This is a genomic window from Streptomonospora halophila, from assembly GCF_039542725.1.
Classification (GTDB): Bacteria; Actinomycetota; Actinomycetes; order Streptosporangiales; family Streptosporangiaceae; genus Streptomonospora; species Streptomonospora halophila.
This window is the reverse complement of the sequence record NZ_BAABIK010000002.1, coordinates 250,047-265,826: the sequence shown is the minus strand read 5'-3', so window position 1 is coordinate 265,826 and position 15,780 is coordinate 250,047. Positions and strand designations below refer to the sequence as shown.

The following is a 15,780-nucleotide window of genomic DNA, read 5'->3' as shown; positions in this document are numbered from 1 at the left end:
TCAGCGCCCCCTTTCCGTGCTCGCCTCGGCCAGCGCGCGGAAGTCGCCGGCGGTGAGGCGGCGCCGCAGGAGCTTGCCCACGGCCGACTTGGGTATCTCGGCGACCGCCACCACCCGCTTGGGGCGCTTCAGCGACGCCAGCCCGGAGTCCGCGCGCAGGTAGCCGACGACCTCGTCGACGGCGTCCTGCGCAGACGTGCCGGTGCGGGGCACGACGAAGGCGGTGGCCGCCTGGCCCCAGCGGTCGTCGGGCAGGCCCGCGACCGCGACCTCGGCGACGGCGGGGCAGCGGATCAGCGCGTCCTCGATCTCGTCGGGGTAGATGTTCTCGCCGCCGGAGTTGATCATGTCGTCCACGCGGCCGCTGACCCACAGGTCGCCGTCCTCGTCCTGCACGGCGAGGTCACCGGGGAAGTACCAGCCGCCGCGGATGGAGGCGGCGTCGGCGTCGGGCCGCTGCCAGTAGCCGCCGAACGCCTCGGGATTGTCCATGCTGACCGCGATCTGCCCGGTCCGGCCGCGCTCCACCTCGTCCTCGGCGGAGGCCCCCGGCTGCGGCGAGACGAGGCGGACGCGGCCGAACACCCCGGCGCGCCCGGCCGAGCCCGGTTTCGCGGCGACGTCGGGGCCGATGGAGAAGGTGTAGATCTCGGTGCTGCCGAAGTGGTTGACGAAGGCGGCCGGCTCCAGCGCCTCGACCAGGCCCTGCGCCAGCGCCGGCGTCATCGCGGCTCCGGCGTAGGCGAGGCTGCGTACGCTCGCGGCCTCGTGCAGGCGCCCGGTGCGCAGCAGGCTCCAGTAGACGGTGGGCACCAGGTAGAGGGAGTCGACGCGCTCGCGGTGGATCAGCTCCAGCGACTCCTCGGCGTCGAACCGCGTCTGCGGCACCCAGGTGCCGGCGCCGACCAGGCAGGCCAGCAGTGTGCGCAGGCCCATGGTGTGGAACATCGGCATCACACCGAGGGTGCGGCTGAAGGGGCCCGGGCGGGTCTGCAGCAGGTGGGCCACGGCGGAGCTGTGCTCGGCGCGGTGGGTGCGCGGCACACCCTTGGGGCGGCCGGTGGTGCCGGAGGTGTAGAGCATGACGCTGAGGTCGTCGTCGCCGACCGCGACCCCGAGCGGCCCGTCCGGCTGGGCCTGCGCCTCGTGCTCGACCGTGCCGGGGGGCGGGGGAGCGCCGGGGGGTCCGCCCGCGGCGGAGTGCAGCCGCGGAACCGCTGCTCGGAGTCCCGCGGCGTCGGCGGTCGCCTCGGTGGCGGCGTCGGTCACCAGCAGCGCCGGGCGCGCGTCGGCCAGGCAGTAGGCCAGTTCCTCGGGGCCCAGCCGGAACGACAGCGGCACCGAGACCGCCCCGATCTTCTGCGCGGCGAGGTGCAGGCCGGCCAGCGGCTCGCCGCCGCCCATCAGCAGTGCGACCCGGTCGCCGCGGCCGGCCCCGTGCGCCGCGAGGACGCGGGCGAGCCGGTCGGTGCGGGCGTCCCACTCGCGGTGGGTGAGCGGGACCGGGCCGCCCACCGCCCGCAGGTCCGGGTAGCGCTCGGCCGTCCGGCTCTGCACTGTTCCGAGGTCCATGCACCCCTCCAGCAACCGTATGAAACAGATCATATAGATCAGATGGTCGCCAACGTACGGTAAGCTCTGGGGCGTGTCAACAGCGCGCCTTTCGACGACCTCCTATGTCGTGCTCGGGATGATCGCCATGCGCGGCCCGTCGACGTCCTACGACCTCAAACGCGCGATCGGCCATTCGGTCGGCTACTTCTGGCACTTCCCGCACGCCCAGCTCTACTCCGAGCCCAAGCGGCTGGAGGAGCTCGGGCTGCTGGAGTCCGAGGAGGAGGGGGCGGGGCGCCGGCGCCGCACCTACTCCGTGACCGAGGAGGGGCGCAAGGCGCTGCGGGACTGGCTCGGCGAGCCCACGGAGCAGCATTTCGAGCTGCGCGACGTCGCCGAGATCAAGCTCTTCTTCAACGAGTTCGCCGACCACGAGGACGTCGCCCGCCTGGCCGTCGACCAGCAGCGCCAGCACCGCGAGCGCATCCGGGTCTACGAGCGGATGCGGGAGCGCTTCGGCGGCCGCTCCGAGATCGCGTCCCGGATGGTCACGCTGCGGCTGGGCCTGGAGCTGGAGTACGCGGCGCTGAACTTCTGGAGGACCATCAGCGAGGAGATCGAGGCCGGCGAGCCGCCCTTCGACGGAGGCGACCGCTCCTAGACCCGCGGCCGGAGCCGGACCCCGTGCCGGCACGGGGTCCGGCCCCGGCGCTCACGCGGCGGGACCGAGATCCCGAGACCGTCAACTGCCGCACCCTTTAGCGGGCACGTCCACCGAGGGCGCGTCCATCACGGTCGTCTCCGCCGCCGTGCGGGTCTGCGCCACGTCGGGATGGACCCTGTTCGGGCGGCAGCGTGAGGGCCGTGTGCGCGGGGCGCCCGGTTCGCGGCGGCAAGGCGGTCAGGCCGCGAAGCCTGGCGTTGCGCTTTTCGAGGGCGTCGGCGGTGGTGGGAAAGAGCGCCGCGTCGCCTTCACCGACCTGCGCCTGGTTCAGTTCGACGAATCCGCGGGTGTCGCGTTCGTAGGCGGCGAAGGCCGCGGTGTGGCCGCGATGGGCGGCCAGCGATCCGGCGAGCATGTAGGCGCCGACGAGGGCGAGGCTGGACCCCTGCCCGGTCAGGAACGACGGGGCGTAGGCGGCGTCGCCGACGAGCGCGACCCGGCCGCTGGACCAGGCCGGCATGCGGATCTGGCTCACGGAGTCGAAGAACGGGTCGTTCGCGCGGCCCATGGCGGCGACCATGGCCGGGATCTCCCATCCGTCGCCGGCGAAGGTGGCGGCGACGAGGTCGCGCTGCGCCTCGGCATCGCGCAGCGCCTCGTGCGGTGGTTCGGGGCGGGCGAAGTTGAGGAACGCGTGCAGCTCGCTGCTGTCGCCGACCGCGTAGAGCGCCGCGGCCCTTCCGGGAGCGTTCCAGAGGAGGACCTCGTGGGAGAGCCCGAAGGTGTTGGGCATGGTGAACACGGCGAAGCAGTACCCCAGGTAGCGGTGGAACCGCTGCTCGGGGCCGAAGACGAGCTCCCTGGTGTGCGAGTGCAGCCCGTCCGCGCCCACGACCAGGTCGAAGCTGCGCTGGACGCCGCTGCGGAAGGTCACGTCGACACCGTGCCCGTGTTCGGCGAGCGCGTCGATGGAGTCGTCGAACACGAACTCCACATCGTCGCGGACGGCCCCGTAGAGGACGTCGGTCAGATCACCGCGGGGCACCTCGACGTCATGTCCCTCGACTCCGCCGACCACCGCCTGCGGATGCACCACCGCCGCCTCGCCGCCGTCGGCCTCGAGGAAGGTCACCCGGCGCGACTCGACATGCGCTTCCCGGAGCCGCGGCAGGATGTGCATCCGGCGCGCCACCTCCACCGCGGTGCCGCGCACGTCGATCGGGTACCCGCCGCTGCGCAGTCCGGTGGACTTCTCCACCACCGTCACCGCGAATCCGTACCGGTGCAGCCAGAACGCAACGGCGGGACCCGCGATGCTCGCGCCGGAAACCAGGACCGTTCCTCTCGGTGCGGTTCTTATGCCCATTCGTCAACTCCCAAGGCCGTTGTGAGACATCCGGCGACCGACGCGGGTCACCCTGTTCGCGAGGTAGGCGCCGGCTTCTGCCGGCCTCGTCAGAGGTGCGCCGCACCGGGTCGTCACGCCGAATCCCGCTCGACGTCGGGAGCCGGCGAGTTGCGGCTGCGGCGTGTGCTGCGCACGAGCACGACGGCCAGCACCGCGGCGGCCGCGAACGCGCCGGAAGCGAGCCCGATGTAGCTGAACACGCCGGTGGCCGAGTTCGTCGTTTCACCGTCGACGACCACGGCGGTCGACCTGAGCACGGCTGCGCCCAGGAAGTTCAGCACCACCGACCCGATCGAGACCATGACCATGACCAGGCTGGACACGATGCCCTGCCGCTCGGGCGACGCCAAGCTCCCCGCCATGTTGAAGCCGGACGTCCCGAGCGCTCCCACCGTGATCCCCAGCAGGAACACGACGCCGAGCGCGGCGGGGAGCTGGGAGGCGCCGACGAGCATCCCGAGGGTCACCACCGTTCCGAACACGACCGCCCCGGCCAGCGTCGCGGCCGGTCCGATGCGCGCGGCAAGCCATCCGGCCGCCGGACCTCCGAGCATGACTCCGAGCGTCGGCGCCGCGAGCAGCAGTGCCATCGATCCCTGGTCGGCCAGTCCGTACCCGAGCTGCTGATCCGCCGAGACGTCGGCGATGAGGGGGAGGAGCTGAAGCGTGCTCTGGTAGGCGCCGGTCCCCAGGAAGACGACGAGGAGCGTGAGCACCAGCGGCCCGCCGAGGTTCCTGACGTCGATCAGGGGGTCGGGCTTGCGACTCGATACCAGGAACCACCGGGCCAATGCCGCGGCGCCGCCGGCGAGGAGAGCCAGCGGGCCGACGGCGAGCCAGCCGGCGTCCGAGCCCAGGCTGACGTAGCCGAGCACTGCGGCGAGACCGCCGCCGAGGAGGACCGCGCCGCCGACGTCGATCCTGCCCGGTGTCTTGACCAGGGATTCGGGGATCAGGGCGCGCACGCAGACGGCCATCGCGGCCGCGACGAAGGCCGATATGAGGAACAGGATCTGGAAGCCGAACTCCGCGGCCCACTTCTCGATGAGGAAGCGGGACGCGATGTTGAGCACCGCGGAGCCGGAGGTCACGATGCCCACGATGATCATTGCGATGCGGGGTGCGCAGACGCTCCGCACGATCGCGACGGAGAGGAACATGGCGCCCAGAGCCGCTCCCTGCAGCATGCGCCCCGGCACGAACACCCAGATGCTGGGGGCCGCGGCGCACACGAGGGCGCCCGCGCAGCTGAGGAGCAGCGTCAGCACGAGCACCCTGCGCTTGCCGTAGATGTCGGCACTCTTTCCGAGGAGGGGCGCCCACATCACTCCCGCCAGCATCGCGGTGGCGTTGAGCCACGCCGCCTGGTCGGTACCGAAATGGTCGAGCATCGTCGGGAGGACGAGCAGCGGCGCGTTGATGGCCGAGTCGACCACGAAGTTCACCATGGCCAACACGGCCACCAGGCCGATGACCCGCCCGGTCCATCTCGTATGCAGTCCGGGGTCTGTGCTTTCGGCCCTGCTCTGCTGCATTGAGGACTCCTTGCTATGGGCCCGCGACGATGCCGGGCTACCCTTAGGATACGTTTTGGTTTCTTATTGAGCAGGGTAGGGTAGGGCATAAGAAACGTCAAAGTTTCTAAGGAGTGCTGTGGGACGACGGCGCGGCGAAGCGCTCGAGGCGGCGATCCTCGAAGCGGCCTGGGACGAGTTGAGTGAGCGCGGGTACGCGAACCTGACCGTCGACTCCGTCGCCCAGCGAGCCGGCACCAGCAAGCCGGTGCTCTACCGGCGCTGGGCGGACAAGCAGGAGCTGGTCGAGGCGGCGGTCGTGCGCCGCGATGCCGCCCAGCAGGTCACCCCGGCCGACACCGGGTCCCTGCGCGGCGACCTGATCGCCACCCTCACCGAGTTGAATGAGCGGGGGCCCTACCTCGCCCAGCTCAGCCTGCTGCTCGCCGGCTACTTCGCCGAGACCGAGACCAGCTTCGCCGAGCTGCGCCGGACGGTCCTCGCCGGACGCCGCTCGGGAAGCGACGAGATCATGGAGCGCGCCGTCGAGCGCGGCGAGCTCGATCCGGCCAAGCTCACGCCGCGGATCGCCGCACTCCCCTTCGACCTGCTGCGAGGCGAGGCGATGATGACGCTGCGGCCGGTCGCACCCGAGGTGATCGAGGAGATCGTCGACACGGTCTTCCTCCCGCTGGTCCGCTAGAGGCGGCCGTGCGCACCGGTTGCCGCGGCCGGGACCGGCGCGCAGGGGCGCATGCGCGCGCGAGGGCCCGCCGGCGCTCGTGCGCCGGCGGGCCCTCGCGGTCGTCGATCCGGGTCAGGCGGCCTCGGCCGTCGCCGCGGCGGCCAACCGCTTCTCGCCCGGGTCGCTGGGGTCCTTGAGCCGCGTGGACAGCACGGCCACCGCCAGGTACATGCAGCTGAAGATCACCGCGACACCGCCGCCGCCGACGAGCGGGTAGGCCAGGGTGACCACCATGGGGCCGACGAAGGCGGCGCCGCCCGCGCCGAAGTTCAGGATCGCCAGCGACGCGCCCTTGTCCTTGTGCTGGACCATCGACGGCATCAGCGCCGACAGCGGCACGAACCCGGCCAGCAGTACGCCGTAGACGCAGCCCAGCGTGATGGTCATGCCGAAGCTCTCGGTGGCCACCGCCGTGAAGTACCACAGGGGCGTGGCCACGGCGCAGCCCAGGCAGCCGAAGAACGTCACGGTTCGGCGCCAGCCGAAGTAGTCGCCGAACACGCCGAAGAACAGGTTGGCCGCGATGTTGGAGCCGTAAGCGGCCGCGGTCAGCGTCGCGATCTGGGCGAGGCTGAGGAAGCCGTCGTTGCCGCCCGCGCTGCCGAGCGTGAACGGGAACATCGCGAAGAATCCGTACTGGGGCGCGGTGTTGACGATGCGCACCAGCCCCCCGGCCAGGGTGCGGCGGTCGCGCCAGAGGATGTCGACGCCCTCCAGCAGCCGGCGGTAGCTGGTGGGGTTGGCCACCGACTCGTCGGCGATGGGCTTGAGGCCGTTGGGCTCGCGCACGGCGAAGGAGCCCAGGACGCCGCCGACGGCGACCAGCACCAGCGACAGGATGAGCGTGTCGTAGAGCGAGAAGCCCAGCGGCCCGATCGCGAGCGCAGCCACTCCGGCGCCCAGCGTGGGCAGGCCGCCGGTGAAGGCGAACCAGAACCAGCCGGCGACCGAGCCGCGCATGCGCTCGGGGCTGGTGGTCTGCGCCCAGACCAGGAAGGCGAAGGCGAAGAGCGGGTAGGCGAAGCCGCGGATGCCGTAGACGGAGACGATGAACGCGAAGTTCTGGGAGGGGATGGCGGCGAACAGGAAGATCGCCTCGAAGACGACCCACCACGCGGCGCCCAGCCAGATCACGCGGCGCGGGCCCCAGATCGCCGAGAGGGTGCCCGACAGCCAGGAGGCCAGCATCACGGCGACACCGTAGACGGTGACGGTGGCGAACGTCGCCTGCTCGCCGGCGAGGCCGCCGCCGTCGGGCTGCTGCAGGTAGTCGGTGAGGTAGCTGATCTCGACGCCGTCGCCGACCATGTAGATCAGCACGGCGACGAATCCCCAGAAGAGCGGCTTGGGGATGCCGATCCGCTCGATGCCGCTCAGCGGTCTCGACGCGGGCTCGGGCTGGCTGGCGGGCGGGTGCTGCGGCTGACGGGACGTCGCCGACTCTTTCATGGTCTCTCCTCGCAGGGGGTGGGATCCGCCCGCCGCGCTGAGCGGGGCCGGGGGCCGGAGTCGTCCGGCGCGTCCCGGCACCCGCTCGGTGCGGGCGGATTGGCGGTGCCTCGCCCCCCGCACCAGCCGGCCGCGGGCGGGCCGGGTGCGGGGCGGCGTGCGGGGGTGCGGGCCGGGGCCCGCACACAAGCCGAGCCCCCGCATCCGCGCGGCACCGCGACCTGCGTCGTGATCGGCTCCGCGCGTGATCCGGGTCTCACCTTCGCCACACGAGGAAACATAACTCGCGTGAAATTAACACGCAAGGCGTTAACTAGTGATTCGTCGTCGCGACCTCCACCTCCACGCGGTCGCGCAGCTCCGCCAGGAGGACGGGATCGACGCCGTCGTCGACGATCACGCGGTCGTAGGCGTCCACCGGCGCCAGGTGGTGCAGCGCGGTGCGCGGCATCTTGCTGGAGTCCATGAGCAGCACCTTGGTCGCGGCCGCGGCGAGCATGGCCCGCTTGACCACGACGATCTCCTGCTCCTGGTGGTAGGTCATCGCCGCGGTCATGGCCGAGGTGCTGAGGAACGCGGTGTCGACGCTGACCGAGGCGATGGCCTCGGTGCAGGGCAGGCCGTTGAAGGAGTCGTGGGTGCGGAAGTAGTCGCCGCCCAGCGCTATGAGCCGGACGTCCTTCATCGCACACACCTCGTCGATGGTGCGGCGGTAGTTGGTGACCACGGTCAGCGGCGCGAGCGGCTCCAGCAGCGTCGCGAGCTGCAGTGCGGTGGTGGAGTCGTCGAGCATGACCGAGCCGCCCGGCTCGACGAGCTCCACGGCGCGGGCGGCGATGGCGCGCTTCTGGTCGATGCGCGCGTTGAGGCGGTACTCGGCGTCGCTCTCGAAGACGGTCGAGGGCTGGGCCGAGACACCGCCGCGGAACTTGCGCAGCAGGCCGCGCCGCGCCAGCTCGTCGAGGTCGCGGTGCACCGTCATAACACTGACGCCGGTCAGCTCGGCCAGCTCGACCGCCGTCGCGGAGCCCTGCTTGGCGACGAACTCGGCGATGGCCTGCTGGCGAGCTTCCTGGGGGCGGGATTCGCCGCGTCGGGTGCTCATGGGACCCCTGTCCTCGATGTCGGCCGGCTGCTGGATGCTGCACTGCTCGTCCGACGCTAGCGGAGCGGGGCCGCGCCCCGGAGGCGACAGGTCCGGCGGCGGAGCGGTGCCGACCCGAGCGGTAACACCGGGGCATGGCTAAATAACTTTCATCGTGTTAATTTAACGCCATACATGTCATGAAGGTGGATGAGAGGATGCGATGAGCAGCAGACTCAGCGCCGTGGTGTTCGACCTCGACGGCGTATTGATCGAGAGCGACCACCTGTGGGAAGAGATGTGGTCGGGCTACGCCGCCCGCCACGGCGCGCAGTGGACCTCCGAGGACACCGCGACCGTCCAGGGCATGAGCTCGCGCGAGTGGGCGCACTACCTCAACCGGATGTCGGGCGCCGGTGAGAGCGAGGCCGGGACCGAGCGCGCGGTCGTCGACGGCATGGTGGGGGCCTTCGAGCAGGAGCGCGTGGACCTGCTCCCCGGTGCGCGCGAGACCGTGAAGGCCGTCAGCGCCGAGGTGCCCATCGCCCTCGCCTCCTCCGCGCCGCGCCGGCTCATCGACGCCGTGCTGCGCGGCCACGGTCTCGTCGACCGCTTCAGCGCCACGGTCTCCAGCGCCGAGGTCGAGCGCGGCAAGCCGCACCCCGACGTCTACCTGGAGGCTGCTTCGCGGATCGGCCGGCAGGGCATCGACTGCGCCGCCGTCGAGGACTCCTCCAACGGCATCCGGGCCGCCCACGCCGCCGAGATGACCGTGGTCGCGCTGCCCAACCAGGCCCCCGGCTACCGTCCGGCGCCCGATGCGCTCGCGCTGGCCGCCGAGGAGGCCGGCGACCTCGCCGACGTGTGCGCCCGGCTGCTGCGGCTGCTCGGCCGCGCCGAGGCCCCGAGGAGCAGCTGATGTCCACGGCCGACCCCGCCGCATACAAGACCTCCTGGCTGGAGGGCCTGTGCAGCTCCTACTCCCGGCTGGTCGCGCCCGTGCCCGACGCGTACGGCGTGATGAGCGCACGCTCCCCTGAGCAGGGCCGCGTCAGCGTGGTCATCGGCGGGGGCTGCGGCCACTACCCGGCCTTCGCGGGCCTGGTGGGTCCGGGCCTGGTCGACGCCGCCGTCGTGGGCGACGTGTTCACCAGCCCCAGCGCCGAGCAGGTCTACCGCACCGCGCGGGCGGTCGACGGCGGCGCGGGCGTGTTCTTCAGCTACGGCAACTACTCCGGCGACGTGATGCACTTCGGGCTGGCCGCCCGCCGGCTCGCCGCCGAGGGCGTCGACTCCCGCACCGTGCTGGTGACCGACGACGTCGCCAGCGGATCGCCGGAGGAGGCCGCGCAGCGCCGCGGAGTCGCCGGCGGGTTCTTCGTCTACCGGATCGCCGCGGCCGCCGCGGCACGCGGCTACGACCTCGACGGCGTCGCCCGCGTGGCGGCCCGCGCCAACGCCATGACCCGCACCTTCGGCGCCGCATTCGGCGGGTGCACTCTGCCGGGCCAGGACGAGCCGCTGTTCAGCGTGGCGCCGGGCACGATGGAGCTGGGACTGGGCATCCACGGCGAGGCCGGGCTGCGGCGCGTGCCCGCGCAGGACCCGGCCGGGCTGGCCGACGTGCTCGTCGACACCCTGCTGCCCGAGCTGCCCGAAGCCGCCGGCGGCGCACGCGCGGCCGTGCTGCTCAACGGTCTGGGCCAGACCCCCTACGAGGACCTGTTCGTCTGCTACTCCCGCGTGCACAACCGCCTGGCCGAGGAAGGGGTCGCCGCGCACCGCCCCGAGGTGGGCGAGTTCGTGACCTCCCTGGACATGGCGGGGCTGTCGCTGTCGCTGATGGTGCTCGACGACGAACTGGCCGACCTCTACGACCAGCCGTGCCAGAGCCCGGCCTACACCCTGACCCCCGTCGCCGAGCCCGCTGTGCCCCGGCCCCGGACCGCCTCCCGCGCGGGCTCGGCGTCCTCGTCCGCTGAGAGCGCGGCCGATGCGCGACCGGGCACCGGCGGCGGCGTCGCGGCCGAGGCGCTGGAGGCGGCGCTGGCCGCGGTGGAGGACAACGAGCAGGAGCTCGGCCGGCTCGACGCGGTCGCCGGCGACGGCGACCACGGCCAGGGCATCGTCCGCGGGCTGCGCGCGGCCGCCGCGGCCGCCCGCCGCTCCGGCCCCGGCTACAGCGCCGAGGACGCGGGCCGGGCGCTGCTGCTGGCCGGTACGGCCCTGGCCGACGCGGCCGGCGGCGCATCGGGCGCCCTCTACGGGCTGCTGCTCACCGAGATCGGCGGCGGGCTGGCCGAAGCCGGGCCGGCGCCGGTCACCGCGAAACTGGTCGCCCCCTCGGTCGAAGCCGCCTTCGACGCCGTCTGCGAGCTCGGCGGCGGCGCCGTCGGCGAGAAGACCCTGCTCGACGCGCTCGCCCCCTTCCGCGACATCCTCGCCGAGCACGCGCGCGCGGGCGCGCCGCTGGCGGCCGCCTGGTCGGCCGCCGCGGCCGCCGCCACCGCCGCCGCCCGCGCCACCGCCGACATGCCCGCCAAGCGCGGACGCGCCGCCCGCCTGGGCGAACGCGGCCTCGGCCACGCCGACGCCGGAGCCACCTCGCTGGCGCTGATGGCCCGGGCCGTGGGCGGCGTCCTCGACGCCCGGTGCTCCGCGCCCGCCGACAACGACCCCGAAAGCCGGTGAAGCACGCCATGAAGATCGCCGTCGCGGCCGACAACGCCGGAGTGGCGCTGAAGAACGAGCTGCGGGACCTGCTGCGCGCGGACGGGCGCATCGCCGAGGTCCGCGACCTCGGCGTCCCCGACGCCGCCGACGACCGGGCCTACCCCCTGCTGGGCATCGCCGCCGCCGAGGCGGTCGCCGCGGGCGAGGTCGAACGCGCCCTGCTGGTGTGCGGCACCGGCATCGGCATGTGCATCTCGGCCAACAAGGTCCCCGGGGTGCGCGCGACCGTCGCCCACGACTCCTACTCCGCCGAGCGCTCGGTCAAGTCCAATGACTGCCAGGTGCTGACGATGGGGGCCCGGGTGATCGGGCCCGAGCTGGCGAAGCGGATCGTCACCGAGTGGATCGGCCACGTCTTCGACCCCGAGTCGGCGAGCGCGGCCAAGGTCGCCCGCATCAGCGACTACGAACAGGCCTGAGCCGCGGCGGACGGCCTCGTCCCCGAATCCGCAGCCCCCCGACGGGGTATCGACGACGCGAACTCGAACAGGAGCCGACATGCGAGTACTGGCCGCGGGTGACAACTTCGTCAGCCCGGACCTGCTGGTGACCGCCTTGGAGGAGGAGACCGGCGCCGATCGGCTGGAGCCCTTGGAGGCCACCCGGCTGCACCTGCCCTGGCCCGTCGAGCCGTTCGGCCCCGTCGGCGGAGTCGAGGAGGCCAGCGGGACCGAGGAGCAGGTGATCGCGGCCCTGCGCGGGGCCGAGGTCTGCATGACCCAGATGGCACCGGTGACCTCCCGGGTCATCGACGCCTGCCCCGGCCTGCGCCTGGTGTCGGTGTGCCGGGGCGGGCCCGTGAACGTGGATCTGGAGGCGGCCACCCGCGCCGGCGTCGCCGTGACCTACGCACCCGGCCGCAACGCCACCGCGGCCGCCGAGTACGCGATCGCGATGATCCTCGCGGCGCTGCGCCGGGTGCCCGCCGCCGACGCCGAGATGCGCGAGGGCCGCTGGCGCGGCGACTTCTACGCCTACGACCAGGCCGGGGTCGAGCTGGACGGCACCGCGGTGGGTCTCGTGGGCTACGGCGCCATCGGGCGGATCGTCGCCCGCATCCTGCGCGCGTTCGGTGCGCACGTGCTGGTCAGCGACCCCTACACCGACAAAGCCACGGCCGAGGAGGACGGCGTGCGCCTGGTCGGGCTGGAGGAGCTGCTCTCCACCTGCACCGTGGTCAGCCTGCACGCGCGCCTGACCGAGGAGACCCGCAACCTGATCGACGCCGACCGGCTGGCCCTCATGCCGCGCGGCGCGGTACTGGTCAACACGGCGCGCGGCGGGCTGCTCGACCACGCGCCGCTGCCCGACGCGCTGCACAGCGGCCGGCTCGGCGCGCTCGCGCTGGACGTCTACGACGTCGAGCCGCCGCCCGCCGACTGGCCCCTGCGCGGGCTGGACAACGTGGTCACCACCCCGCACCTGGCGGGCGCCACCCGGCAGACCGCCGAGCGCGCTGCGCGTATCGTCGCTGGTGAGGTGGGTCGCTATCTGCGCGGCCAAGCGCCCCGCCACCTGGCCAACCCCGAGGTGCGGGAGGTGCGCGCATGATCATCGGCGTCGACGTGGGCACGACGGTGACCAAGGCCGCCGTCTTCGACCGCGACGGCCGCGCGGTGGCCGAGGCCGAGGAGCCGACCACCCTGCACCGCGGCGGCGGCGCCCGGGTCGAGCAGGAGCTGGACGAGGTTTTGGCGACCGTCTCCTCGGTCGTGCGCAAGGTCGCCGCCGCCCGGCCGGAACCGGTCACCGCCGTCGCCCTGACCGGGCAGGGCGACGGGCTCTGGCTGCGCGACGCCGACGGCCGCCCCACCCGGCGCGCCGTCTCCTGGCTCGACGGGCGCGCCGGCGACCTGGTGCGGCGGTGGTACGAGGACGGCACCATGGCGCGGGTGCACCGGCTGACCGGCCAGGGGATGTTCCCGGGCGCCCACGGCCCGCTGCTGGCCGCGCTGGACCGCGAGGAGCCCGAGGCGCTGGAGCGCTCCGCGGTGGCCGGCTACTGCGTCGACGCGATCGCCCAGCATCTGACCGGCGAGATCACCGTGGACGCCTCCGACGCCTCGCTGCCCTTCCTGGACGTGGGCACCCGCACCTACAACTCCGAGGCACTGGCCGAGTGCGGCGTCGAGCGGTGGCGCCGGCTGCTGCCCGAGCCCGCCGAGCCGCACCGCCTGTTCTCCCTCGACCGGCGCGGGGCCCGGCTGCTGGACCTGCCGGAGGGCACCCCCGTGACCGGCGGTCCGTTCGACCTGCCCGCCTGCCTGCTCGGCAGCGGGCTCAGCGAGGTCGGCGACGGCCTGCTCACCGTGGGCACGACCCTGGCCTGCCAGGTCGTCGCCGACCGGGTGGACGTGGAGCCCGGCGGCGAACCCGCCGGAATGTGGCTGTGCACCGACCGGCCGGACCGGTTCTCCCGCGCGATGCCGGCCATGGTCGGCACGGCCGGCCTGGACTGGCTGCTGGACCTGCTGGGCCTGGGGATCGGCGAGGTGGAGCCGCTGCTGGAGGCGAGCCCGCCCGGAGCCCGCGGCGTGTCGGCCCTGCCGTTCCTGGCGGAGTCGGGCGAGCGGGCGCCGTTCGTGGACCCCTGGGCCCGCGGCCAGCTCACCGGGGTCAACCTGGGTACCGAGCGCGCCGACGTCGTCCGCGCGGTCTGCGAGAGCATCGCCTACGCGGCCCGGCACTGCCTGGAGGCGGCCGGTCTGGCCGGCGAGCTGGCCGTCTGCGGCGGCGGAAGCCGCTCGCGCGCGTGGATGCAGGTCTTCGCCGACGTCCTGGGGCGGCCGGTGGTCCTGCCCTCCGACGACGCCATCGGGGTGCGCGGCGCCACGGCCGCGGCCTGGCGGGCCCTCGGCGACGCGCCCGACGAGGCGCGCTGGCTCGCCCAGGGGGAGCGGATCGCCCCCCGCACCGAGACGAGCGCCCGCTACGCCGAAGGCTATGCCCGCTACCGCGCGCACCTGGACAGCGCGCGTGCGCTGTGGGCCTCGGACGCGCCCGCCTGACGCGGGCTTCCGCTTGCGACTGCGCGGCCGCGGCCGCGGACACGGGCCCCGCCCGCCGGAGTCGGCGGGCGGGCACGCGGACCGGGGCCGGCGGGGGAGCCGGGGAACCGCGCGGCCGTCGCCGTCGCGCGGTTCCCCGGCGAGCGGGGTCAGGCGGTGGAGAACGTGAACCAGTTCAGGTTCACGAAGTCGGCCGGCTGGCCGCTGGAGAACGTCACGTAGACGGTGTGGGTCCCGCTCACCGCGTCCATGTTCGCGGGGACGGTGCGCCAGCTCTGCCAGCCGCCGGTGTTGCCGACGGCGAAGCTCGCGACCGGTGCGGCGGTGCGGCTGTCCAGCCGGACCTCCACCAGGCCGCTTACCCCCGCCGCCGCGCCCGAGGCCACCCGGGCCTTGAACTGGTGCGCGGCGGTGGAGCCGAAGTCGACCCCGTCGAAGCGGAGCCAGTCGCCGTCGGCGAGCTGGGCGACGTTCTGCCCGCCTCCGGAGTCGGAGGTGGTCTCCAGTGCGGTGCCCGACTGACCCTGGTAGTCCTCGCCCTGGATGGTGGAGCGGGCGTCCACGCCGCCGCCGTCGCCACCTCCGTCGTCGCCACCTCCGTCGTCACCGCCGCCGTCGCCGGATCCGGTCTCCCACACGGCGACGTAGTCGACGACCATCGGCTCGCCGGGCCGCGTCGCGCCGGTGGGGGTGGCGCTGCCCTGCACCCCGTCGGGGAAGGCGCCGCCCATGGCGACGTTGAGCAGGATGAAGTAGCCCGCGTGGCTCGTCATGTCGCTCCACGCCGAGGCGCCGACCTGGCCCTGGTCGACGCTGTGGTACTGCTGTCCGTCGACGTACCAGCGCAGTTGGCTGGAGGAGCCGGTGCGGTCCCACTCGAAGCTGTAGGTGTGGAAGGTCGACTGGCACGTGGAGCCGGGGCAGGCGCGGCTGCCTCCGAGCCCCTGGGTCTCGTTGCACGGTCCGCCGGGGGAGACCCCGCAGTGGAGCACGCCCCAGACCGAGTCGATCCCGTTGACGTTCTCCATGATGTCGAACTCGCCCACGCCGGGCCAGTTCCAGTACTCGCCGCGGTAGGGCGAGCCCAGCGCCCAGAACGCCGGCCAGTAGCCGAGGGCCTCCTGGCCGGTGACGTCGGGGACCTGGATCCGGCCCTCGATGCGCAGGGTCTCGCCGTCGGCGGGTTTGAAGTCGGCCCGCCGGGTCTCGATCCGGGCCGAGGTCCACTGGCCCGAGGAGTCGCGGCGCGGGGTGATGCGCAGGTTGCCCTGCCCGTCCAGGCCGATGTTCTCGGGATTGTCGGTGTAGGTCTGGATCTCGCCGGTGCCCCAGTTGGCCGGACCGCCGGGGTAGGAGGTGCCGGTGTCGACGATCCAGTCGTCGGCGTCGGGCAGGGAGCCGGCCTGGCCTTTGAAGTCGTCGCTCCACACCAGGTTCCAGCCCTCGGGGTCGGGGGGCAGGTCGGCCTGGGCGGGGGCGCTTGCCGTGGTCGCCATGGAGATCGGGAGGACGAACGCGGCGAGGGCGGCGAGGAGTCTGCGCCGGCGCCGGTTCCTGGAGGGCCGGTTGCTCTCCATTCTGACCTCTTTCCTTACGTGTCGCATTTCCATACGTTTCGCAG

At 73.2% G+C, this 15,780-nt stretch carries 13 protein-coding genes; 7 read left to right on the top strand and 6 right to left on the bottom strand.

Going from position 1 to position 15,780, the window contains the following annotated elements; all coding sequences use genetic code 11:
* Positions 1 to 1,572, bottom strand: a complete 1,572-nt coding sequence (locus ABEA15_RS03385) for a class I adenylate-forming enzyme family protein (RefSeq protein ID WP_345555433.1) — start codon at positions 1,570 to 1,572, stop codon at positions 1 to 3.
* 73 nt (positions 1,573 to 1,645) lie between these two features.
* Here ABEA15_RS03385 and ABEA15_RS03380 point away from each other — a divergent pair, with 73 nt between their 5' ends.
* Positions 1,646 to 2,215: a PadR family transcriptional regulator gene (locus tag ABEA15_RS03380; protein ID WP_345555432.1), complete on the top strand. Its 570-nt coding sequence runs from the start codon at positions 1,646 to 1,648 to the stop codon at positions 2,213 to 2,215.
* A 97-nt stretch (positions 2,216 to 2,312) separates the two neighbouring features.
* Here ABEA15_RS03380 and ABEA15_RS03375 read toward each other — a convergent pair whose 3' ends face one another.
* Complete coding sequence (locus ABEA15_RS03375; RefSeq protein ID WP_345555431.1) at positions 2,313 to 3,584, bottom strand: FAD-dependent monooxygenase; 1,272 nt, start codon at positions 3,582 to 3,584, stop codon at positions 2,313 to 2,315.
* 113 nt (positions 3,585 to 3,697) lie between these two features.
* Positions 3,698 to 5,161 (bottom strand): MFS transporter, encoded by a 1,464-nt coding sequence (locus ABEA15_RS03370; RefSeq protein WP_345555430.1) that lies wholly within the window; start codon positions 5,159 to 5,161, stop codon positions 3,698 to 3,700.
* A 118-nt stretch (positions 5,162 to 5,279) separates the two neighbouring features.
* On the opposite strand from ABEA15_RS03370, the gene ABEA15_RS03365 reads away from it, so the two are divergent.
* Positions 5,280 to 5,843, top strand: a complete 564-nt coding sequence (locus ABEA15_RS03365) for a TetR/AcrR family transcriptional regulator (protein WP_345555429.1) — start codon at positions 5,280 to 5,282, stop codon at positions 5,841 to 5,843.
* Positions 5,844 to 5,957: 114 nt separating this feature from the next.
* On the opposite strand, the gene ABEA15_RS03360 is transcribed toward ABEA15_RS03365, so the two are convergent.
* Together ABEA15_RS03360 and ABEA15_RS03355 are read right to left on the bottom strand one after the other, a co-directional pair.
* Complete coding sequence (locus tag ABEA15_RS03360) at positions 5,958 to 7,334, bottom strand: MFS transporter (RefSeq protein WP_344147796.1); 1,377 nt, start codon at positions 7,332 to 7,334, stop codon at positions 5,958 to 5,960.
* 313 nt (positions 7,335 to 7,647) lie between these two features.
* Positions 7,648 to 8,439: a DeoR/GlpR family DNA-binding transcription regulator gene (locus ABEA15_RS03355; protein ID WP_344147799.1), complete on the bottom strand. Its 792-nt coding sequence runs from the start codon at positions 8,437 to 8,439 to the stop codon at positions 7,648 to 7,650.
* A 202-nt stretch (positions 8,440 to 8,641) separates the two neighbouring features.
* Here ABEA15_RS03355 and ABEA15_RS03350 point away from each other — a divergent pair, with 202 nt between their 5' ends.
* The 5 genes from ABEA15_RS03350 (at position 8,642) to ABEA15_RS03330 (ending at position 14,159) form a co-directional block, all read left to right on the top strand.
* On the top strand, positions 8,642 to 9,337 hold the full coding sequence (locus tag ABEA15_RS03350) for an HAD family hydrolase (RefSeq protein WP_344147802.1): 696 nt from the start codon (positions 8,642 to 8,644) through the stop codon (positions 9,335 to 9,337).
* A complete protein-coding gene (locus ABEA15_RS03345; protein ID WP_345555428.1) occupies positions 9,337 to 11,109 on the top strand; it encodes a dihydroxyacetone kinase family protein in 1,773 nt (590 codons plus the stop codon). Before ABEA15_RS03350 ends, ABEA15_RS03345 begins: the two co-directional genes overlap by 1 nt.
* A gap of 8 nt (positions 11,110 to 11,117) precedes the next feature.
* Positions 11,118 to 11,570, top strand: coding sequence for a ribose-5-phosphate isomerase (locus ABEA15_RS03340; protein ID WP_344147808.1), 453 nt, complete (start codon positions 11,118 to 11,120; stop codon positions 11,568 to 11,570).
* A gap of 79 nt (positions 11,571 to 11,649) precedes the next feature.
* Positions 11,650 to 12,702, top strand: a complete 1,053-nt coding sequence (locus ABEA15_RS03335; protein WP_345555427.1) for a 2-hydroxyacid dehydrogenase — start codon at positions 11,650 to 11,652, stop codon at positions 12,700 to 12,702.
* Complete coding sequence (locus ABEA15_RS03330; RefSeq protein WP_345555426.1) at positions 12,699 to 14,159, top strand: FGGY family carbohydrate kinase; 1,461 nt, start codon at positions 12,699 to 12,701, stop codon at positions 14,157 to 14,159. The genes ABEA15_RS03335 and ABEA15_RS03330 overlap by 4 nt, the downstream gene beginning before the upstream one ends.
* Before the next feature lie 149 nt (positions 14,160 to 14,308).
* Here ABEA15_RS03330 and ABEA15_RS03325 read toward each other — a convergent pair whose 3' ends face one another.
* Positions 14,309 to 15,736, bottom strand: a complete 1,428-nt coding sequence (locus ABEA15_RS03325; protein ID WP_345555425.1) for a glycoside hydrolase family 16 protein — start codon at positions 15,734 to 15,736, stop codon at positions 14,309 to 14,311.
* Positions 15,737 to 15,780: the final 44 nt, after the last annotated feature.

Bases quoted from the DNA above. Each gene is read 5' to 3' on its own strand.
- ABEA15_RS03385 (WP_345555433.1), bottom strand. From the start codon at position 1,572: ATGGACCTCGGAACAGTGCAGAGCCGGACGGCCGAGCGCTACCCGGAC.
- ABEA15_RS03375 (WP_345555431.1), bottom strand. From the start codon at position 3,584: ATGGGCATAAGAACCGCACCGAGAGGAACGGTCCTGGTTTCCGGCGCG.
- ABEA15_RS03370 (WP_345555430.1), bottom strand. From the start codon at position 5,161: ATGCAGCAGAGCAGGGCCGAAAGCACAGACCCCGGACTGCATACGAGA.
- ABEA15_RS03360 (WP_344147796.1), bottom strand. From the start codon at position 7,334: ATGAAAGAGTCGGCGACGTCCCGTCAGCCGCAGCACCCGCCCGCCAGC.
- ABEA15_RS03355 (WP_344147799.1), bottom strand. From the start codon at position 8,439: ATGAGCACCCGACGCGGCGAATCCCGCCCCCAGGAAGCTCGCCAGCAG.
- ABEA15_RS03350 (WP_344147802.1), top strand. From the start codon at position 8,642: ATGAGCAGCAGACTCAGCGCCGTGGTGTTCGACCTCGACGGCGTATTG.
- ABEA15_RS03345 (WP_345555428.1), top strand. From the start codon at position 9,337: ATGTCCACGGCCGACCCCGCCGCATACAAGACCTCCTGGCTGGAGGGC.
- ABEA15_RS03340 (WP_344147808.1), top strand. From the start codon at position 11,118: ATGAAGATCGCCGTCGCGGCCGACAACGCCGGAGTGGCGCTGAAGAAC.
- ABEA15_RS03335 (WP_345555427.1), top strand. From the start codon at position 11,650: ATGCGAGTACTGGCCGCGGGTGACAACTTCGTCAGCCCGGACCTGCTG.
- ABEA15_RS03330 (WP_345555426.1), top strand. From the start codon at position 12,699: ATGATCATCGGCGTCGACGTGGGCACGACGGTGACCAAGGCCGCCGTC.
- ABEA15_RS03325 (WP_345555425.1), bottom strand. From the start codon at position 15,736: ATGGAGAGCAACCGGCCCTCCAGGAACCGGCGCCGGCGCAGACTCCTC.